Consider the following 19,785-nt stretch of genomic DNA (forward strand, 5'->3'; position numbering starts at 1 on the left):
GTTGTGTGGTGTGCATTATAGAGAAATCCAAAATCAGTGCAAGTGTTTTTGGAGAAAAATGTGCAAAAAAAATCGAAAAATCTTACCGCTTGGTGAAAACACGCTCAAAGCGATAACTATTTAGACGGAAAGCGGTGAGTTTTTCATAAACTTTTGTATTTGCCTGACTTTGGATAACCTTCTTAGGTATTTTCATCAAATTTCTAGAAAGTAAAATCAATAAGAAATCTCTCCTTTATATAATGAAAATCCTCTATAATGCCCTTTTTATCTCAACAAGTGGTCAGATCTTGCAAAAAATCAGCTAAATCTTACCGCTTGTTCGTGGTTCGTGAACCTCCCACGCAAAAAACTAAGGATATGTATGCAACATTCAAATAAAGCCGCCGTGATTTTTTCCGGAGGGCAGGATTCCACCACCTGCTTATTACTTGCTATTCGTGAATTTGGCAAGGAAAATGTGGAAGCTATCACCTTTCAATACGGGCAACGCCACACCATTGAACTGGAAAAAGCCGCTTGGATCGCACAAGATCTCGGCATTAAACAAACGCTAATTGATACTTCTGTCATCAAAGCCATTACCCATAATGCGTTAATGGATGAAAACGCTACTATTGCACAAAATGGGAGTACGCCAAACACTTTTGTGGACGGTCGCAATGCGCTTTTTCTCCTTTACGCCGGTATCTATGCCAAAAGCCAAGGTATTCAAACCCTTTATACCGGCGTGTGCGAAACGGATTTCAGCGGCTATCCCGATTGCCGTGATGTGTTCGTCAAATCAATGAATGTAACGATGAATTTGGCAATGGATTACAATTTCAATATCCGCACGCCGTTGATGTACCTAACTAAAAAAGAGACTTGGGCATTAGCCGATGAGTTAGGGGCGTTTGATTATATCCGTCAGCACACCCACACCTGCTATTTAGGCATAGAAGGTGGCTGCCACGACTGCCCAAGCTGTCAGCTACGGGAAAAAGGGCTGAATGAATACCTTGCGGAGCGTGCCAATGTTTAAAATCGCCAAAGAATTTAGCTTTGATATGGCACATATGTTGGACGGGCACGACGGCAAGTGCCAAAACCTGCACGGCCATACTTATACTTTACAAGTGGAAATCTGTGGCGGGCTGCACACCGAAGGGGCAAAACGGGGAATGGTGATGGATTATAGCGATTTGAAATCTATCGTCAAAACCGAGATCCTAGACAAAATGGATCACGCCTTTATTTATGACACCACCAGCGAGAAAGAGTGCAAAGTGGCACAATTACTCGCCGAACTAAACTCCAAAACATTCGGTATTCCAGCCCGCACGACGGCTGAACAAATGGCAAAATATATCTTCGATACCCTGAGCGATGTCGGACTGCCTGTCAGCCTCATTCGTTTGTGGGAAACGCCAACCTCTTATTGTGAATACCAGCGATAGCTCAAACAAGCGGTCGGATCATAGGCATTTTTTGCAAATATTCACAGACATCTTACCGCTTGCAACCTCAAATAATAAAAATGAATCAAACAGAAATTAACTACCGCATTGTCGAAATTTTTGAAACGCTGCAAGGCGAGGGATTTAATACCGGAATGCCGAGTATTTTTATCCGCTTCGGCAAATGTAACCTGGCGTGCCCTTGGTGCGACACTAATTACAATCAATTTGAAATGATGAGCCTCACGGCGATTTTAACCAAAGTCGCCCTGTTTTCCGCTCGAAATATCATCATTACCGGCGGCGAACCGACCATTCAACCGCATATTGAAATCCTGCTGGACGCACTCAAACAGCAGGGTTATTTTCTGGCGATCGAAACCAACGGCTTAAAACCCGTGCCGCCACAAATTGATTATATCGCCACCAGCCCGAAACGGCTTTATCAGAAAAACTACCTGAAGCATCATATCCCAACGGCAAACGAGGTGCGTATTGTGGTGGACGGCGATGTATTAGATTTCTGCGAGCAGATTGAAAACAGTATTCAGGCACAACGCTACTACCTCTCGCCGTGCGAACAAAACGGCGAAATGAATATGCTCGCCACTATCACGCAACTTGGGCGACTCAACCAACGCCCGAATAAACCACGCTGGCAACTGAGCATTCAGACCCACAAAATTGCTGGGATTGCGTAATATAAAAAAATCCCCAAACAAAACGTTTGGGGATAATGCTTAAAAATAAGGAAAAATAAGTATTACTACTTCTAACTTAACCAAGGAAATATCTATGAAAACAGTAAATCTTTCACTTAAAAATGGCGGTGAGAGGGGGATTCGAACCCCCGATACGGTTTCCCATATACACGCTTTCCAGGCGTGCTCCTTCAACCACTCGGACATCTCACCTTACCAATCACGCCCTATAAAAACAGGCGTTTGAAAGATTTTGAAATTATACCTATTTTTTTCTGATCGACAACTATTTTTTTCGCTAAAGAAAATAAATCGATAAAATTTAACCAATTTATTGCCCGACACCAACACAATTTGGCGATGGCGGTGCATTTTCTCCCCGCTCACGCCATTCATTCGGCGTATAAAGATGTAAAGCCAAAGCGTGTACGCCGTTTTCCAATTCAACACTTAGAGTTTGATAAACCGCTTGATGACGTGCAACCGCCCGTAACAGTTCAAAGTAATCCGATACTAAAATTACCTTGAAGTGTGATTCTGCCCCTCGACCTGAACTATGTTTATGGCTTTCATTCTCAATTATTAGCACCTGCGGTGCAAATTTTTCGGTCAGCTTTTCAATAATACATTTTTCAACAAACATTTTCTGTTCTCTCTTTGCAAATTTAGCAAAAATCATACTATACTTTGCTATCGTTTTACCAATAAAAAGGACTCACCAATGAAATCTATGTCTAAAATCACCTTAGTCGCATTAACTCTCTCTGCGGCTTTATTAACCGGCTGCCAAAGCCAGTCTAATACATTGACTTTCAGTACACCATCTCCAACCGCTACTTTTAATACCTATAATCAAACGGCTATCGTTAATGTTATCACCCAAGATCAACGACCATCATCAGAAGTGGCTAGTTACACAAACGGCGGTAACGTTACTCGCTTAAATGCAATGCCGGAAGTCGCACAAATGTTCCAACAAGCAATGCAGCAAAATCTCAATAGAAAGGGATTTAAAGTTGTAGAAGGGGCAAGTAATGCTAACGTAACTGTAAATATTAAAAAGTTTTTCGCAGATGTTGAACAAGGCAACTTACGCCATAAAATCACCGCTAACATCAATGTAGAAATCGCCGTACAAGGCATAAGAGGCAATTTTACCAAAAACTTCAATACTTCTCGGAGTTATGAAGGCGCATTTGGAGCAGATAACGGTAATATTCAAAAAGTCTTAGAAGAGGCCTACCAAGATTCTATCCGCTCAATCTATAATGACAATGAAATCGGTCAGGCGATTCATCAATTTAAATAAAATCGAAAGCGGCAAGATTATTGTACATCTTAGTCAAAATCTTACCGCATCTTATTTTACCCTGGTTTAACATTAACGCTCTTGCAAAGCCTGCTTCATACGAGTAATTGGTTTTATTAGATATTGAAATACCGTTTTCTCACCCGTTTTAATATCTACCGTAGCAGTCATACCTGGTGTAATATCTAGTTTTTTACCCTTGCTGTCCGTTATCGCAGTGCCCTGAGTTTCAACCAATATACGATAATATGCTTGATCTGCATTAAGATTTAATTCACTACGACGGCGTTCATCTTGGAGAGTGTCAGGGCTAATGAGAGTAACTTTTCCTTCAAGCCCGCCATATATAGAGTAATCATAAGCACTAATCTTCACTAATGCCGATTGCCCCGGCCGGATAAAAGCCACATCTTTTGGACTGATATAAGCTTGTACCAAAAGGGTATCATCTAATGGTACTATTTCTAAAATATCTTGTCCTGCCTGTACTACCCCTCCCACAGTGTTGATACGAATATTCTTCACAACACCTCGCAAAGGTGCTCTAATTTGTGAACGTTCTACAGGATCAGCCCTCATTGCCATATTCTCTCTCGCTTGAGCAAGTTCTGATTCCGCCTGTACCAATTCATTATTTGCATCTGCTGTATATCGATTGCGCCGTTCCGAAATTTGCTGTGCAAAATCAGAGGATTGTCGTTGCATTCTCAGCAGTTCAACTTGAGAAACAACACCTTTTTTTACCATTGGTTGTGTAATACCAATTTCTTTATCCAATAGTGCTTTACTTTGTGCCAATCCTTGTACAGCATCTAACATTGATTTACGTCTGGCATTATAAGCGGCTTTTTCTCTAGCTTTAACCGCTTCGGGAATATCATCTGCAAACACGAGCTCTTTACCACTTGACTCTGCTTTTAGACGAGCAACAACAGCACGTAAATTCTGTACTTTAGCTTCGCTCTCACGTAAAACAGCAGAACTACGAGTATCATCAAGGGTCAGTAACACTTGACCTTTTTCAACGATATCACCTTCTTTAACTTTCATTTCTTGGATAATTCCAGGATCTAAGCTTTGAACAATTTGCTCACGGCTACTTGGGATAACGCTTCCCTGCCCTCTAGTAACTTCTTCAAGAGGGCTAAAATATGCCCATACGACAAAAGTAACAAGGAAAATAAAAAAGAGAATAATAACTGAAAAAATACCTCGATGTTTTTCAACCTGCAATGCAGCATTCAGATCATTAATCAGTGATAAATCCGATTGTTTAATTTTCTCACTCATTTATTCTTTTTCCTCATTTGAGCTTTGTTTTTGAGCATCATTATGGTTTGGTTGAGCTTTTTGTATTTGCTGCGCTTGATTTTGTTCATTTTGTCGTAAATGCTCTAATACAGCATCCCTTGGTCCATCAATCGCCACTTTGCCATTATCAACCACAATGATCCGATGAACTAATTTCAGTACTTGAGGCCGATGCGTTACCATAATCATAGTACGATTTCCAATCCAGCGTGCAAGTGCCTGTAATACCATTTCTTCGGTACCTTGGTCGAGATCACTCGTTGGCTCATCTAATAAAACAACTTGAGGATCTTTAATGGTTAGACGAGCGAGTGCAACAAGCTGCTTTTGCCCACCCGATAAACCTTGCCCATTCTCACCCAATGGCATATCCAACCCTCTCGGATGACTATTCACTAAATCCTCCAATCCGAAACGATATAAAGCATTAACTAGCTCAACATCCCCCGTAAAATTATCTGTTCTTGCAATATCTAAATTTTCACGCAATGTCCCTAAGAAAAGGCGAGGAGCTTGCCCAAATAGAGCCACTTGATTTCGTAAATAACTTGGGTCGATTTGGCGCAAATCCACATTATCCAGTGTTACATTACCAGATTGAGACTCATACAAACCTGCGGCTAACTTCAAAAGTGTGCTCTTGCCACTTCCGACACGCCCCAAAATTGCTACTTTTTCTCCGGGATTAATCGTAAGTGATAATTGAGAAAGTGCATTTGGGCTTTCTTTATTATATTGGAAATTTACATTATTAAAACTAATCTTGCCTTGTACTTGCTTCAAAGTAATATACTTGCGATCCGCTATTCTCTCAATAGGGCGATTTATAATTTCATCAACGCCTTTCAATGCTAAGCGTGCCTGTTGAAAACGAGTAGCAAGTCCAGCTATTTGGGAAAGGGGAGCTAAGGCACGACCAGATAAAATAACTGATGCAATTAATGCCCCCATTGTTATACGGCTTGCTTCATCTTCACTGTGAATTAGGTAAGTACCTAAAAGCACTAGAAATACAGTATTTAATTGTTGCAACCCAACGGAAAAATTCACTACAAAGTTACTTAAATCTTTTACCTTAATTTGCGAAGCTGATGTTTTTGCGGTATACATATCCCAACGTTGTTGAGCCCAGTTCGTTGCATTATTTGCTTTTAACGTCTCAATACCATCCAATGCTTCTACGACTAGACCTTGACGCTGTGAACTCTCACGCATAGATTCATTTATTCTAGCCGCCAATTTGGGCTGAATAGCAAAACCAACCAAGATTACTGTCGGAATAATCACTAAGGGGACAAGTGCTAATTTCCCTCCAACCAAATAAATAACAAAAACAAACAATAGTAAAAAAGGTAGATCCACTAATACTAATAAGCTTGCACTGGTCATAAATTCACGAACAGATTCGAAATCCCTTAAATTATTTGCATAGGAGCCTGAAGACGCTGGTTTATCAATAAGCCTTAGAGCCATCACTCGCCTAAATAACGCAGAACTAATGATTAAATCCGCTTTTTTACCCGCAATATCTGTCAAATGCCCGCGGATCATTTTAGCAGCAAACTCAAAGCTGATCGCAAGCACAACCCCAATACTCAAAGCCCATAAGGTTTCATATGTTTTATTTGGGATGACACGATCATAGACATTCATTACATATAATGAGCTTACCAGTGCTAGGAAGTTAATAATAAACGTCGCTAAGATAACTTGACCATAATAGGCTTTAAAACGCCAGATGACCTTCCAAAACCAAGCTTTTGGTAAATGATATTCAGGTAGCTCTGAACGAATATCGGAAGAAACTTTCGGTTTAATAAACCAGCAATATCCCAAATAGATCTGTTCAAGATCTTTATACTCCAACACTCTTTCAACTTTATCTGTCTGAAGGATATAGAAGCGACGTTTTACTCCAACACCTTCTATTTTAGTAATAACAAGGGCTTCTTCATCTTTTAAAATTGCCACAACAGGAGTGGCTAAGCTAGGAATATCATTAAGAGATCGTTTTGAAATAGAATTTTCAAACCCATAAGTTTTTAGCACCTCACTTAAAGAAGAAAAATTTACATTTAATTTTTGATTTCTCACAACTTGTGCGGTCAACGCTTCTTGTGCAATAGGTGAGCCATGTAACTGGGTTACTAACGCCAAATGTTCAATTATAGATTTCATAACTAATTACATTTCCTTTTTATTACTTCTTTTTTACTTTCGAGGAAACACTTTCTAAGCCAACCCAATGGGTAATACGGGCTTGAGAAGTTAAGTAAGCTAATGCAGCATCACGAAAATCACTCCGTGCAGTAACCTCATCAATTTGAACACGAGTTAATTCTTGATAGGAGTTCAATAAATCAATCAAACTGCGAGCAGCTACTTCAAACTGTAATTCATTGTCCGCGATTACCTTACGTTGTAGAGCAATTTGTTTTTGAGCAACTAAGGCCAGTCTCTGATTTCGGATCATATCTGTTTCAGAGGTCAGTGATTTTTCCTTTACAGATAATTCAATCTCACGCAGCTTCGCTTCCGCAGCTTTTTGTGAATAATAGCTTTGCTGCTCCGCATATTTGCTTGCAGGATTATAAATATCCCAAGACATATTCAAATAAACCTCGTGTTCATGACGATTTGCTGTACCTTCAAGATTAATAGCAGGTAGACGTCTTGCTTTAGCCGCATCAACGGCAGCACGAGAACTTTCAAATTCCGCTTGTTGTGCTAAATAGCTTGGATTGTTACTTATGCTATTATTTTTATAACGTTCAATAAAACTCTGCACATTCACTTTACTGAAAGGATCAACTAAATCTGATGCTGATAGCACTTTACCACTATAGCGACTTAAACGATTTAAGGCGGATTGTAGCGCTCTTTCTTGCATTAAAATCGTTGTTTCTACCTGATTTTTGCGAGATAATGCTTCATTAACTTCAGAATAACGCCCCTCATCGAAAGTCGCAATCACTCCTAAATCTTTTAATATCTTATTATGACGCTGTAAACTTTCCTTGTAGATACTAATCGTCTCTTTTGCCCTCAATGCTGCCAAATAAAGTTGCGAAATATCCTGTCCCATTAACTCTCGGGTTTCCGTTAATTTATGCTGATAATAGGTTTCCTTATATTTATCACGTTCAATTTCAGCTTCAATCCCTCCCCAAGCATAAAGGTTTACTCTAGCAGCCAATCCAGGTCCCGAACGACGCTCACTAGTATAGCGATGTTGCTGGTTTAACACCTGAGTACCAGTGACAGAGATAATCGGTAGATGCCCAGCTTCTGATACCTTAGTTTGACTTTTTGCCATTGAAATATTTGCTTTTGCCTCATCCAATGTTGGATCAGAAATAAAAGCATATTGCAAAATATCATGTAAAGAGGTTTTGGCAACTAGTGCCGGCGATAATAGTGCTAATGCACTCACCAATATCAGAGGAGATTTCTGATAAGAGAAATATTTCATAATGTTTTCCTAGCAAGGGATTACAAGCGGTTAGATAGTGATTATTTTTTGATAGTTCTAGTTTGATAACGAATCAACCAAATAATTAAAACTGATTGAAATTCTACCTTCCTATGTATCTATTTTGCAAACTAATTTTGGAAATTATAGAAATTTATAATTCGAAAGATAAATACACAAAAAATCATAGTTCAATAAAAGTATTAATAATCAAGTAGATACTCTAAATAGGACTCAAAAGAATGATATTCTAAAAATTTTTATCAACCACCCTCCCCAACGGCAAAACTACCGCACAGATAATCGCACCGATCAATATGCCTAGAATAAGGTCGGCGATGCCGGAAAATGCGGAAGGTAAATTTAGGCTTTCGATAAAATGATGGACTGCGGGCTGCGAATGGGTGAAGATGCCGCCGCCAACGAGGAACATTGCGATAGTGCCGATAATCGAGAGGGATTTCATCACCCAAGGCATTACAAATAATAGTCCTTTTCCGACCGCTTGCGAGAACCGGTTGGGCTTTTTCAGCAGCCATAAACCGATATCGTCTAATTTCACGATCAGCCCGACCAAGCCATAGACAAAAAGCGTGATACCCACCCCAATCGCCGATAATGAAATAATTTTGGTTAAGGTGGCCGACTCTTGTACAACCCCTAGAGCGATGATGATAATTTCGGCGGATAAAATAAAATCGGTGCGAATTGCTCCTTTGATCTTATCTGCTTCCGACAATGGCTGAACGGCGGGCTCATCATTATGGGACTTTTTATGGAGAAATTGGTGCAGCAGTTTTTCTACGCCTTCAAAACATAAATAAGCCCCACCGAGCATTAGCAGCGGGTTGATGAAAGACGGCAGATAAATGGAGAGCAACAACGCAATCGGAATTAAAATTACTTTGTTGAGCAACGAGCCTTTTGCAACCGCCCAAACGATCGGTAATTCCCGCTCCGGTTTAATATCCTTGCCACTCACTTGGTTAGCATTTAAGGCTAAATCATCGCCAATAACCCCTGCCGTTTTTTTGGTTGCCATTTTGGTCATTACCGCCACATCGTCCAGTACGGCGGCAATATCGTCTAACAAAGTAAATAATGAGCTAAACGCCATTTCAAAATCCTATCAAATTGCCATAAAAAAACGGGCAGATTTTACTCTGCCCGAATAAGGAATAAAAGGAATTTATTTTTTAAGTGCTTATGTCTTGCTTACGCTAAGTCATAGGCTTATATTGAACTAACTTTTGTAAAGTCGCAAATGCTTTTCCACTGGTCAGAACAGCTTGCACTCGCTGAACGTTCTGTTTTAGATCTGCCTCGCCGAATAAACGCATTAACATTGCAACATTCACTGCCACTGCATCAATATGCGCTTGTTCTCCTTTGCCTTGTAGTAAGGCTAAAATTTTTTCGGCATTTTGGTGCGGTTCGCCCCCTTTTAACGCATCAAGAGAATGACGTGTCACCCCGAAGTCTTCGGGCGTTAGCGTGAAGTACTCAATGTGCCCCTGTTTGATCTCCGCGACCTGAGTTTCACCGTGTACCGCCACTTCATCAAGCCCCGAACCGTGTACGACTAGACTATGTTGATGCCCTAACCTTTTGACCGTTTCCGCATAAGGTTGAATCAAGCTCGGACTATAAACTCCCAGTAGCTGATGCGGCGGGCGTGCCGGATTCACCAACGGCCCGAGAATATTAAACAGGGTGCGTGTTTTGAGTGCTTGGCGAACCAGAATAGCGTGCTTAAAGCCCGAATGGTATTGGGGAGCAAACAAAAAGCACAGCCCGATTTCATCTAACGCTTGGCGTGCCGTGTCGGCATTGATACTCACCTCTACACCGAGGGCGGTGAGTAAATCGCTTGCACCGGTTTTGCTGGAAACGCTACGGCTGCCGTGCTTGGCAATTTTAAACCCCATTTCCGCCGCTACAATCGCACTGGTGGTGGAAATATTGATGGTATTAGCACCGTCCCCGCCTGTGCCGACAATATCCGCAAACGGATAATCAGGACGAGGAAAAGGCATTGCATTTTCCAAGGTCGCCGTTACCGTACCGGCAATTTCCGCCGCTGTTTCCGTTCTCACTTTTAAGGCAATCAGCGCACCGGCTAACTGTTCGGGAGATAGCTCCCCTCGCATAATATGTTGAAATAGAGAGTGCGCTTGATCTTGAGTGAGAGAATGACCGTTAAAAAGTCGCTCTAATAATTCGTTGTGTTGCATAGTGTTTTTCCTTTGGCGATCAAATGGAACGATGGACTTGGTACTCTAGATCAGTGGCTTCATTGCCGGTCATTCCCCGAAAGCCCCAACAATGCTCCGGCTGTTCTTTAATCGTGATTTCGACATCGAGGGGCAAAATCCCTAACCGCTGATGAAACATACTGAATAAGCCCTTAATCAAGCGTTTTTTTAATTGCTCCGAACGCCCCTGCATTAAATTGATTTCAATGACGATAAAATGCTCGCTGCGGTTAATCGGCGGGAAAAAGTTCTCCGCCTCCAGCAAATCAAAGCGTAAAGCGTGACGACCTTTAGGCACACCGAGTGTCATCTCTAAACATTCAAAAATCACCTCTGCCACGGCGTGTCGGCGAGGCGCAAGGGTGGATTTTAAACCATATACGCTAATCATTTTTTGACTCCAATAACCATTCAATACTTTGTTTCAGTAATTTCGTCCCCTCCACCGTTAAAATGGATTCAGGGTGAAATTGAAAAGCACAGATTTTCTCTGTGCGGTGGCGGATTGCCATCACGATCTCGCCAAAACGGGCGTTCACTACCAATTCCGCCGGCAAATTATCTCCCATTAGTGAGTGATAACGGGCAACCGGCATCGGATTTTGAATACCGTGAAACATTGCTTCGTTATCGTGCTGAATGCGGGACACTTTGCCGTGCATCACCTGCCCCGTATGCACCACTTGACCGCCGAGCGCTTCAATAATCGCCTGATGTCCAAGGCAAATACCAATCATCGGCACTTTGCCTTTCAATTTTGCAATAATCGGCAATAAATGACCCGCTTGTTGCGGATTGCCCGGCCCTGGAGAGAGCGCAATAATTGCCTGTTTGGTCCGCAATGCCCGTTGGATAAAATCGTCAAGGGGATAATCGTTGCGAAATACCGTTACCGAATGCCCCAGTTGGCGAAATTGATCGACTAAGTTGTAACTGAATGAATCGAAATTATCAACAAATAATACCTGTGCCATTTTAATTTCCCCCTGTGCTTGCCGTTTGATTTACTGCGCCGATCGCATTTAACACCGCTCTGGCTTTATGGCGGGTTTCATCGGCTTCCGCTTGAGGATCGGAGTCCAACACCTCGCCGCAGCCCGCTTGCACATACGCCACACCGTTTTGTACAAAGGCGGAGCGGATCACAATACAGGTATCCAAATTGCCTTGCGAGGTTAAATAGCCGACCGCACCGCCGTAGCTGTGCCGTTTTTGGCGTTCAAATTGATAGATCAACTGCATTGCCCGAATTTTCGGCGCACCCGTTAATGTCCCCATATTCATACAGGCTTGGTAGGCGTGCAGGGCGTCCAAATCGCTTTTGAGCGTGCCGACAACCCGTGAAACCAAGTGCATAATGTGCGAATAGCGATCAATTTGCATTAAATCGGCGACACGGCGAGAGCCCGCCTCGCACACACGGGCAATATCGTTACGGGCTAAATCCACCAACATCAAATGCTCGGCAAGCTCCTTTTGATCTAAACGTAGTTCCAACTCTAAACGGGAATCTAATTCCGGATCGATCCGCCCTTGTGCATCAAAGCCACGGGGACGAGAGCCGGCAATCGGGTAAATTTCAAGCTGACGGCTCGGCTGCGAATATTTCAATGCACTCTCCGGCGAGGCGCCAAATAAGGTAAATTGTTCGCCCCGCATAAAAAACATATACGGGCTTGGATTAGTGATTTTGAGCTGGCGGTAGCTGGCAAGCGGGTTCGGACAAGCCAGACTGAAACGGCGGGACGGGACGATTTGGAACACATCGCCGAGGTTAATATGCTGTTTTAGATCCGAGACAATTTGCTTGAATGCAGTATCCTCTAAATTCACATTCACTGCTTTATCCGCTGGGTATGACTCAAAGGGCAAAACCGCCGTATTTGCACTTTTTTGCGTATAATCGACCGCTTGTTGTGCTAATTCTTCCGCTTGGCTTGGCGCAAAGCAGAAGGTGTGGAGCGTTGCCGTCTGTCGTTGATGATCGATAAAGACCAACTGTTCGGCTAAATAAAAGCTGTAATCGGGGCAGGTTAAACCGTCATCTTCCAAGTAAATATTATCCATCGGGATAAATTGGGCGACCAAATCGTAGCTGAACAGTCCGCCCAAATAGACGGGGGAGACCGCCTCGGCAAATAGTTGGCTGACACACCGTAAGCCGTCAAAAATGGTGGTTGTTTTGAGCTTGCTGTCCTCATCAAGCGCTTCGTTTACCGCCGGAAACACGGCGTGCAAGCGGTCATTTTCGGCGGAAAATGTGCAAATCGGTGTCGGGGTCAAGGCTGAAAGTGATTGGGCAATTTCCGGCAATACTGTCTGCCCGTTTGCCGTTAATGCCTCAAATGTTACCTGATTTTGTTCACAGAAAATATGCACCGCCGATTGTGCAAATAACAAACTTTTGACGCTGTTTTTACTTTGAATTTCTGCCGAATCCAACAATAACGTGTGCGGGTTATCCCCGCAAAGCCGATGAAAAAGCGAGGTTGTATCCGAATGGTAAGCCAAAGGGGTATGCTGAACCTGTACAAACATAATATGCTCCTTAAATTTTGAACTATTAAACTAGTACAAAATTATAAAGTCAAGCAAAATTGCCATTTTTTTGCAACTTGGCGGCTAAACCAGTAAACTTAGGCGATTTTGATTACTTGGAGAATAACAATGGCAACGCCTCAATCCGGCATTACCTTAACCCATCGCAAAGCAGGTATTTTTTTAGAAGCTCAAGTGCAAGACCTCGCCCCGCTCGCCGACCGTATCCGTACCCTTCACCAACAATTTAACGATTTGCAACAACAATATTCAGACGTGCCGTTAGGTTTAACTCTCGCCTTTGGTGACCGCATTTGGAAGCAGTTGGCAGGGCAGTCCGCCCCCGAGTTAAAGCCCTTTATGCCCTTTGGTCAAGCAGGCAAAGAATATGCGCCGGCGACACAGCGTGATCTGTTTATCCATATTCAATCGGATCGTCCCGATCTTAATTTCAGCGTTGCATTGATCGTGGTTGAACAGCTAAACGGTATTGCCACGATTGAAGAAGAAATTCACGGTTTTCGTTGGGTTGAAGAACGGGATTTCACCGGATTTATTGACGGCACGGAAAACCCTGCCACCGATGAAAAATTACGCGATGTTGCCCTCATTACAGAGGGGGAAGATGCCGGCGGCAGCTATGTGCTGACCCAACGCTACCAGCACCAGTTGGCAAAATGGCACAAAATGCCGGTTGCCCGCCAAGAGCAAGTTATCGGGCGCACTAAAGCGGATAGTGTGGAACTTGACGATGTGCCGCCGCATTCCCACGTTGGACGGGTCGATTTAAAAGAGAACGGCAAAGGCTTAAAAATTCTCCGCCATAGCCTGCCATACGGCACGGCAAGCGGGGCGCACGGCTTATATTTCCTCGCTTTTTCCAAACGTTTGCATAACATTGATCAGCAGTTAAAAAGTATGTTTGGCGAATTAGACGGCAAAACCGACCGCTTGCTCGGCTTCACCCAAGCAATGAGTGGCGGCTACTATTTCGCCCCAAGTCTTGAACGGCTTCTTTCCCTCTAATTTCACTCGGTTTAGGGTATGCCAAGTACCCTAACCCTTATTTTTGTACTTTCGCATTACGATAGCCCGCTGCTGTAGCACAGACTTGCCTTTTGTTCGTTTTAATCTGAAGCCGTTTGGTACGTTGGCTACATAATGCGGCAAAATTCAGGTAAAATGCGCCCCCCTATTTAAAACGATAAAAAACATTCACATTTTTCACAGAGAGGTAATAATGAGCTTTGTTGTTGGACAACGTTGGTTAAGTGAATCGGAAAATAATTTAGGACTCGGCATCGTTACCGCAGTCGATCATCGCACGGTAAGCATTGCCTTTCCGGCTGCCGATGAAGTGCGGGTTTATGCGGTTGCCGTTGCCCCGCTTACCCGTGTTCAATTCCAAAAAGGCGATCGGATTAACAGTGTGGACGGCTGGCAGCTAGACGTTGATGATGCGCTGGAAAATCAAGGCAATTTAATCTATTTGGGCAAACGGGTCGATAGTGGCGAAGACGCCGTGTTACCCGAAACGCAGCTCGACCATAAAGTGAGCTTCAGCAAACCGCAGGATCGGCTTTTTTCCGCTCAAATTGATCGTAGCGACCGTTTTTCACTTCGCTACCGTGCCTTACAACATCAACAAGCTCAATTTCAATCTGCATTGAGAGGGATGCGGGGGACGCGTGCCAGCTTGATTCCGCACCAATTACATATCGCTAAAGAGGTAGGACAACGCCTTGCACCGAGGGTATTACTGGCGGACGAAGTCGGCTTAGGTAAAACCATTGAAGCCGGTATGATCTTGCAGCAGCAACTGTTTGCAGGACGGGTTGAGCGGGTATTGGTGTTAGTGCCGGAAAGCCTTCAGCATCAGTGGCTGGTTGAAATGCTACGCCGTTTCAGCCTGCATTTCTCGCTTTTTGACGAAGAACGTTGCGGCGATTTCAGCAAGCAGGACGATAACGGCAACGATGTGAGCGAAAATCCGTTTGAAACGGAATCGTTGGTGATCGCTTCAATTGACTGGTTGGCTAACAACCCGCAACGTGCCAAACAAGTTGCCGACAGCCCGTGGGATATGCTGATTGTTGATGAAGCTCACCATTTAGAATGGCACGAAAACGAACCGAGTATTGCCTATCAATTTGTTGCGCAACTGGCAAAGCAGATTGCCTCCGTGTTACTACTGACGGCAACCCCGGAACAACTGGGGCAAGAGAGCCATTTCGCCCGCCTTGCTTTACTGGACTCGGATCGTTTCTATGATTATCAAGCCTTTGTACAAGAGCAAAAGCAGTATCAGCCCGTTGCCGATGCGGTGGCAACCCTGTTAAACGATAAACCGTTAAGCAATGCAGAACAAAACAGTATTGGCGAGCTGTTAGCCGAGGAAGACGTTGAGCCGATGCTACGGATTATCAACGCGGAAAATTGCAGTGCCGAGCAGCGTTTAGAGGCTCGCCAAGAGCTGATTGCCGAATTGATTGACCGCCACGGGACAAGCCGTGTGCTATTCCGAAATACTCGTCAAGGGGTAAAAGGTTTCCCGCACCGTATTTATCACCAAATCACGCTTGCAATGCCAAGCCAATATGCCAATGCGCTTAAAGTAATGGGCTTGATGGGCGGCAATAAAAAAGCGGATTTGCTTTACCCTGAACGCTTGTTCCAACGAATGAACCCGGCGGCAAAATGGTATGATTTCGACCCTCGCATTGAATGGTTAATCACCTTCTTGAAAAATCACCGTGATGAAAAAATTCTCGTCATTTGTAAACAGGCGGATACGGCGATTCAACTTGAACAAGCCCTAAGAGAAAAAGAGGCAATCCGCTCCGCCGTGTTCCACGAAAAAATGTCGATTGTCGAGCGGGATAAAGCTGCGGCGTATTTTGCTCAACAGGAAGAGGGCGCACAGGTGCTGATTAGTTCTGCCATTGGCTCGGAAGGACGAAATTTCCAATTTGCCCGCCATTTAGTGCTGTTTAATTTGCCGGATAATCCGGATTTATTGGAGCAGAGTATCGGACGTTTGGATCGTATCGGGCAAAAACACGACATTCAAATTTATGTGCCGTGTTTTGAACACTCCGCTCAAATGATTTTAGCCGAATGGTATCAACGAGGGCTAAACGCATTTGAAGAAACCTGCCCGATGGGGGCAAATTTATTCCGTGAGTTCGGCACGGAATTGGAGGCATTTTTATTTAACCCGCAACCCTCGGCAGAATTTGACGACTTTATTACGCAAGTGCAAAAACGCCGCCAGCAGCTTAAACTTGCCTTAGAAAAAGGGCGGGATCGTCTGTTGGAGATCCACTCTAACGGCGGCGAAGTAGCTCAACAGTTGGCGCAAGCGATAGCCGAGCAAGATGAAAATCCGCAACTGATCCAATTTGCACTGAATTTATTTGATGTTATCGGCTTAGAACAGGAAGATTTAGGCGAAAAAAGTATTGTGATCAGCCCGACCGGTCATATGCTTGTGCCGGATTTTCCGGGGCTTTCCGAGGAAGGCTGCACAGTTACTTTCAACCGACAGCTTGCGTTAATGCGGGAGGAGCTGCAATTTTTAACCTGGGATCACCCGATGATCCGCCACGGTATCGACTTAATCACCGGAGGCGATATTGGCAAAAGTGCCGTTTCTTTGCTCATCAATAAACATCTACCGGCAGGGACATTGTTACTGGAGATGATTTATATTGTTGAAGCGCAAGCGCCGAAAGGCTTACAACTTACCCGTTTCTTACCGCCAACGCCGATACGCATTCTACTGGACAATAAAGGTAACGATATGGCGGCGCAAGTCTCTTTTAGCGGCTTGGAAAAACAGCTCAAACCGGTTAATAAGCAAATGGCGAATAAAATAGCCAAAATGGCACGCACGGACATTGAAAAGCTAATTCAAATGGGTGAAGGGCATATTGCCGAAAAAGCACAACAGCAGATTGCCCAAGCTAAACAAGCCGCGGAGCAGACATTAAGTGCGGAGCTACACCGTTTAACCTCGTTACAAGCGGTGAATAAAAATATCCGAGCTGATGAGATTGTTGCTCTTGAGCAAATTAAAGCGGACTCGCTCGCTCAACTCGGCAAAGCGAATTGGCGACTTGATAGCTTGCGGGTGATTGTCAGCAATCAAGCCTAACAAGCGGTGGGTTTGAGGGGATTTTTTGCAATATAAAAACGGCAAGCAACGCTTGCCGTTTAATTTAGAACTTAAAATCCTGCTTGCTTCTCTAATTGTTCTACCAAGGCATCATCAAGGTTTAACGCTTCGGCAAGCTGCGATAAAAAGACAATTTCCTTGCGGGATAGATCTTTGCATACCATACGGGCAGCTAAATAGACTTGTGCGGCAAGTGCGGTATCTTGCCCCACAAGTGTTGCAATTTCTTCTACTGAAATCGGCTGACGCACTTCGTGGGCTAACCATTGTTGAAATTCTGGCACATCATCACCTTCGCGCTGGATCGCAGCTAATTCTTCGTCATCTAAATGTCCGTCTGAAAGTGCTGCGGCAATCATTGTGCGTAAAATGACCGCGCCGCTTTGCTCATTTTGTGCAGCAGTTTCAAAGGCATTTTCGCTTAATAGTCCTGCTTTGTTCGTCTGATTGCTTTGGTAGTCTTGATAGGCTTTGTACGCCATACTGCCTAAGACCGCCAGTGAACCTAATTTCGTTAAGTTAGCCACGCCGTTACGCCCCAATACCATTGATAAAATCCCCATCAATGCCGCTCCGCCGCCTACTTTGGCAATCGTATCGGTATTGCCGGCTTTTATTTCAGCGGCTGAATTTTTTGCCGAATTGAGTACCGAGCCTAAAATCCCGCCTAAATCGGCTTTTCCTTGATTTGCAGTATTGCCGACTGATTTAAGTACGCCGTTCAAAATGTCATTAAAATTCATAAAATGCTCCTAGTGGTTGATAAAAGGCAGACCTTAGACAATACATTATCAAAAAAGTTGTTTATCGAGCAAGCGGTGATATTGAGCGCATATTTTGTAAAAATAGGCATTATTCATTTTCTGAGAGTTTATTTTGCTGACCAATACCAAATTTAAGCAATAGATAATATTATTTCGTATAGCCTTGATAGTTAATCAGGGTTGAAATTAAGTATGGTATATCGGATTTTTTTGAATGTTCAAATTTCAAATCAATCTTAATACATACAGGATATAATAAATCGGCTAAATAGGTCTTTCTATTGACAGTTATCTTGTCAGATAACTTGACAACCTCTATATCATAGTGAGTAAACATTATTTTCTTCGGCTTTTTTTCAATCGATAATCTCATTTCATTACCGAGTGCATCAAATAGTTCGTATGATGTTATATCATCAGGTTCAACATAACGTTCTAAATCAGATACAGTAGCAAATAAACTAATATCACCATTATCGTTTAAAATAAAAGGTAAGTTCATTTTTTATTTCTCAATTAATATAAAATAACTCTCTTTCAATATTCATCTAGTTCCCATATCCACTTATTCCAACCCGAAGGTGAATGTAATAATTGATTCACTAGGGATTGATTTACAACATAATAATTTGATGTAAGAGAAATAAAACCATCATCTATATTCAATAGTTTATATCCATTATGACTTAAAGCGATAAAGCTACCAAATTCTTCATAAATCAGTAAAAAATGGATAAGCTCTTGTATTTGAACTTTATTGAGATGTGAATGATAGCGATTTATTGTGTTTAGCTTAAGATATTTTAAAGAAAATAGATTTTCATCAAAGCAATTATCTATATGTTGTAGCCCTAATATTCGGGCTAAAATATATTTAAATTCACTTAAACAGCTAAATAAAGAGTAGAGTTGAAAATATACTCTATCACTGTTTTGAGTGAGCCAACCACAAATATTGGCAGCAACGAATATTAAAGCGGTTGCCTCTTTTTCGGTATTTAAAAAAGAGAATTTATTATCCCGATTTTGCTCTTTAGGGTAAATACGTTTCCATTCATCTAGATATAAATGGTGTTTTGAAGTAAACTTATTGAATATATTTGTTCTTTTCATCTAGGGGCAGTCCCTTTTCTAAGTAATCAATATACCTGTTAATTTCATCTTCATCGAAATCAATAAAATTTATATCGGGATTTTCATCTTCTAAAAGAAATCTAAGCCAGTAAATTAACCGTAGAATATCATCTTGACTCATTAAGCGCTTTAATTTATCTATTCCATTAAGATAACCTAATAGCCTAATAAAACCATCAAAGAAATCAATAATACTCTCATCTATGAATTGTAAATACCTACGTTGCGCTATGGGTAATAAATAATATATGCCCTCCCAATTAAGATCGGAAGACACACTTCTAAATCGGCTAAAATCTATTTCAGAATCCGGTGTCAGTGATGCAAGATAATCATATTCTTCAATATCTTCAGGTCTGGTTATTTTGACGTATTCTCTTGGGTATTTCGTTATTGAAGCGGGGAAGTTTTTTAAAGGAATTAGCATACCTTGTATAAATATCTTTGAAAAACTATCTATGCGATGCTCAAGATCTTTATTCATAATATATTAGCTCTATTAAGGATAAAGGCTTCTTTTTATTAAATGAAATTAACTCTATCTCTTGCGAAATATGAATTAAGATGCTCGCTCTCCACTATAATTGCTTTTGGGGCTGTACTAGATAACTAGGGAAATCTAATTTCAGGTTAGAATAATCCCTATGAGAAGAAGTCGTTTAAGTCAGTACAAGCAAAACAAACT

At 42.4% G+C, this 19,785-nt stretch carries 19 protein-coding genes, 1 tRNA gene and 1 riboswitch; of the genes, 6 read left to right on the plus strand and 14 right to left on the minus strand.

Annotated elements, in window-relative coordinates:
- Positions 1-318: 318 nt before the first annotated feature.
- Positions 319-362: riboswitch (PreQ1 riboswitch) on the plus strand.
- A 2-nt stretch (positions 363-364) separates the two neighbouring features.
- The 3 genes from queC to RO21_RS09185 all read left to right on the plus strand — a co-directional run bounded on the left by queC (position 365) and on the right by RO21_RS09185 (position 2,140).
- A complete protein-coding gene (gene queC, locus RO21_RS09175) occupies positions 365-1,024 on the plus strand; it encodes a 7-cyano-7-deazaguanine synthase QueC (RefSeq protein WP_047977490.1) in 660 nt (219 codons plus the stop codon).
- Complete coding sequence (queD, locus tag RO21_RS09180) at positions 1,017-1,439, plus strand: 6-carboxytetrahydropterin synthase QueD (protein ID WP_047977491.1); 423 nt, start codon at positions 1,017-1,019, stop codon at positions 1,437-1,439. Before queC ends, queD begins: the two co-directional genes overlap by 8 nt.
- A gap of 80 nt (positions 1,440-1,519) precedes the next feature.
- Complete coding sequence (locus RO21_RS09185; RefSeq protein ID WP_047977492.1) at positions 1,520-2,140, plus strand: 7-carboxy-7-deazaguanine synthase QueE; 621 nt, start codon at positions 1,520-1,522, stop codon at positions 2,138-2,140.
- A gap of 123 nt (positions 2,141-2,263) precedes the next feature.
- Here RO21_RS09185 and RO21_RS09190 read toward each other — a convergent pair.
- Positions 2,264-2,353 (minus strand) — tRNA-Ser (locus RO21_RS09190).
- 118 nt (positions 2,354-2,471) lie between these two features.
- Positions 2,472-2,783 (minus strand): BolA family protein, encoded by a 312-nt coding sequence (locus tag RO21_RS09195; RefSeq protein WP_047977508.1) that lies wholly within the window; start codon positions 2,781-2,783, stop codon positions 2,472-2,474.
- A gap of 78 nt (positions 2,784-2,861) precedes the next feature.
- Between RO21_RS09195 and RO21_RS09200 the strand changes: the two genes are divergently transcribed.
- The gene (locus RO21_RS09200) at positions 2,862-3,449 is read left to right on the plus strand and encodes a YajG family lipoprotein (protein WP_047977493.1); all 588 of its coding nucleotides are present in this window, start codon (positions 2,862-2,864) and stop codon (positions 3,447-3,449) included.
- 72 nt (positions 3,450-3,521) lie between these two features.
- Here RO21_RS09200 and RO21_RS09205 read toward each other — a convergent pair whose 3' ends face one another.
- The 8 genes from RO21_RS09205 to RO21_RS09240 all read right to left on the minus strand — a co-directional run bounded on the left by RO21_RS09205 (position 3,522) and on the right by RO21_RS09240 (position 13,025).
- Positions 3,522-4,739: an HlyD family type I secretion periplasmic adaptor subunit gene (locus tag RO21_RS09205; RefSeq protein WP_047977494.1), complete on the minus strand. Its 1,218-nt coding sequence runs from the start codon at positions 4,737-4,739 to the stop codon at positions 3,522-3,524.
- Positions 4,740-6,938 (minus strand): type I secretion system permease/ATPase, encoded by a 2,199-nt coding sequence (locus tag RO21_RS09210; protein WP_047977495.1) that lies wholly within the window; start codon positions 6,936-6,938, stop codon positions 4,740-4,742. It lies immediately after the preceding gene.
- Positions 6,939-6,960: 22 nt separating this feature from the next.
- The gene (locus RO21_RS09215) at positions 6,961-8,232 is read right to left on the minus strand and encodes a TolC family protein (protein WP_047977496.1); all 1,272 of its coding nucleotides are present in this window, start codon (positions 8,230-8,232) and stop codon (positions 6,961-6,963) included.
- A gap of 250 nt (positions 8,233-8,482) precedes the next feature.
- Positions 8,483-9,349: a DUF808 domain-containing protein gene (locus tag RO21_RS09220; protein WP_047977497.1), complete on the minus strand. Its 867-nt coding sequence runs from the start codon at positions 9,347-9,349 to the stop codon at positions 8,483-8,485.
- A gap of 103 nt (positions 9,350-9,452) precedes the next feature.
- A complete protein-coding gene (gene trpD / locus RO21_RS09225; RefSeq protein WP_047977498.1) occupies positions 9,453-10,466 on the minus strand; it encodes an anthranilate phosphoribosyltransferase in 1,014 nt (337 codons plus the stop codon).
- 19 nt (positions 10,467-10,485) lie between these two features.
- The gene (locus RO21_RS09230; protein WP_047977499.1) at positions 10,486-10,878 is read right to left on the minus strand and encodes a tautomerase family protein; all 393 of its coding nucleotides are present in this window, start codon (positions 10,876-10,878) and stop codon (positions 10,486-10,488) included.
- Complete coding sequence (locus RO21_RS09235) at positions 10,871-11,461, minus strand: aminodeoxychorismate/anthranilate synthase component II (RefSeq protein WP_047977500.1); 591 nt, start codon at positions 11,459-11,461, stop codon at positions 10,871-10,873. Before RO21_RS09235 ends, RO21_RS09230 begins: the two co-directional genes overlap by 8 nt.
- 1 nt (position 11,462) lies before the next feature.
- Entirely contained in the window at positions 11,463-13,025 is a 1,563-nt protein-coding gene (locus RO21_RS09240; protein WP_047977501.1) for an anthranilate synthase component 1, read from the minus strand.
- A gap of 129 nt (positions 13,026-13,154) precedes the next feature.
- Between RO21_RS09240 and RO21_RS09245 the strand changes: the two genes are divergently transcribed.
- On the plus strand, positions 13,155-14,051 hold the full coding sequence (locus tag RO21_RS09245) for a Dyp-type peroxidase (protein ID WP_047977502.1): 897 nt from the start codon (positions 13,155-13,157) through the stop codon (positions 14,049-14,051).
- A gap of 214 nt (positions 14,052-14,265) precedes the next feature.
- Positions 14,266-17,181, plus strand: coding sequence for an RNA polymerase-associated protein RapA (rapA, locus tag RO21_RS09250; RefSeq protein ID WP_047977503.1), 2,916 nt, complete (start codon positions 14,266-14,268; stop codon positions 17,179-17,181).
- A 71-nt stretch (positions 17,182-17,252) separates the two neighbouring features.
- Here rapA and RO21_RS09255 read toward each other — a convergent pair whose 3' ends face one another.
- The 4 genes from RO21_RS09255 to RO21_RS09270 all read right to left on the minus strand — a co-directional run bounded on the left by RO21_RS09255 (position 17,253) and on the right by RO21_RS09270 (position 19,584).
- Positions 17,253-17,945 carry a tellurite resistance TerB family protein gene (locus RO21_RS09255; protein WP_047977504.1) on the minus strand — a complete coding sequence of 231 codons (693 nt, stop codon included), beginning with the start codon at positions 17,943-17,945 and terminating at the stop codon, positions 17,253-17,255.
- 169 nt (positions 17,946-18,114) lie between these two features.
- Positions 18,115-18,468, minus strand: a complete 354-nt coding sequence (locus RO21_RS09260) for a hypothetical protein (protein WP_047977505.1) — start codon at positions 18,466-18,468, stop codon at positions 18,115-18,117.
- Positions 18,469-18,503: 35 nt separating this feature from the next.
- A complete protein-coding gene (locus tag RO21_RS09265; protein ID WP_047977506.1) occupies positions 18,504-19,079 on the minus strand; it encodes a hypothetical protein in 576 nt (191 codons plus the stop codon).
- On the minus strand, positions 19,054-19,584 hold the full coding sequence (locus RO21_RS09270; protein WP_047977507.1) for a hypothetical protein: 531 nt from the start codon (positions 19,582-19,584) through the stop codon (positions 19,054-19,056). Before RO21_RS09270 ends, RO21_RS09265 begins: the two co-directional genes overlap by 26 nt.
- Positions 19,585-19,785: the final 201 nt, after the last annotated feature.

The organism is Muribacter muris (genome assembly GCF_001038205.1).
Taxonomy (GTDB): Bacteria; Pseudomonadota; Gammaproteobacteria; order Enterobacterales; family Pasteurellaceae; genus Muribacter; species Muribacter muris.

Excerpts from the sequence above, each read along its gene's own strand:
- RO21_RS09210 (WP_047977495.1), bottom strand. The coding sequence starts at position 6,938 with ATGAAATCTATAATTGAACATTTGGCGTTAGTAACCCAGTTACATGGC.
- RO21_RS09270 (WP_047977507.1), bottom strand. The coding sequence starts at position 19,584 with ATGAATAAAGATCTTGAGCATCGCATAGATAGTTTTTCAAAGATATTT.
- RO21_RS09260 (WP_047977505.1), bottom strand. The coding sequence starts at position 18,468 with ATGAACTTACCTTTTATTTTAAACGATAATGGTGATATTAGTTTATTT.
- rapA (WP_047977503.1), top strand. The coding sequence starts at position 14,266 with ATGAGCTTTGTTGTTGGACAACGTTGGTTAAGTGAATCGGAAAATAAT.
- trpD (WP_047977498.1), bottom strand. The coding sequence starts at position 10,466 with ATGCAACACAACGAATTATTAGAGCGACTTTTTAACGGTCATTCTCTC.
- queC (WP_047977490.1), top strand. The coding sequence starts at position 365 with ATGCAACATTCAAATAAAGCCGCCGTGATTTTTTCCGGAGGGCAGGAT.
- RO21_RS09220 (WP_047977497.1), bottom strand. The coding sequence starts at position 9,349 with ATGGCGTTTAGCTCATTATTTACTTTGTTAGACGATATTGCCGCCGTA.
- queD (WP_047977491.1), top strand. The coding sequence starts at position 1,017 with ATGTTTAAAATCGCCAAAGAATTTAGCTTTGATATGGCACATATGTTG.
- RO21_RS09240 (WP_047977501.1), bottom strand. The coding sequence starts at position 13,025 with ATGTTTGTACAGGTTCAGCATACCCCTTTGGCTTACCATTCGGATACA.
- RO21_RS09205 (WP_047977494.1), bottom strand. The coding sequence starts at position 4,739 with ATGAGTGAGAAAATTAAACAATCGGATTTATCACTGATTAATGATCTG.
- RO21_RS09195 (WP_047977508.1), bottom strand. The coding sequence starts at position 2,783 with ATGTTTGTTGAAAAATGTATTATTGAAAAGCTGACCGAAAAATTTGCA.
- RO21_RS09265 (WP_047977506.1), bottom strand. The coding sequence starts at position 19,079 with ATGAAAAGAACAAATATATTCAATAAGTTTACTTCAAAACACCATTTA.
- RO21_RS09215 (WP_047977496.1), bottom strand. The coding sequence starts at position 8,232 with ATGAAATATTTCTCTTATCAGAAATCTCCTCTGATATTGGTGAGTGCA.
- RO21_RS09200 (WP_047977493.1), top strand. The coding sequence starts at position 2,862 with ATGAAATCTATGTCTAAAATCACCTTAGTCGCATTAACTCTCTCTGCG.
- RO21_RS09185 (WP_047977492.1), top strand. The coding sequence starts at position 1,520 with ATGAATCAAACAGAAATTAACTACCGCATTGTCGAAATTTTTGAAACG.
- RO21_RS09230 (WP_047977499.1), bottom strand. The coding sequence starts at position 10,878 with ATGATTAGCGTATATGGTTTAAAATCCACCCTTGCGCCTCGCCGACAC.
- RO21_RS09235 (WP_047977500.1), bottom strand. The coding sequence starts at position 11,461 with ATGGCACAGGTATTATTTGTTGATAATTTCGATTCATTCAGTTACAAC.
- RO21_RS09245 (WP_047977502.1), top strand. The coding sequence starts at position 13,155 with ATGGCAACGCCTCAATCCGGCATTACCTTAACCCATCGCAAAGCAGGT.
- RO21_RS09255 (WP_047977504.1), bottom strand. The coding sequence starts at position 17,945 with ATGAATTTTAATGACATTTTGAACGGCGTACTTAAATCAGTCGGCAAT.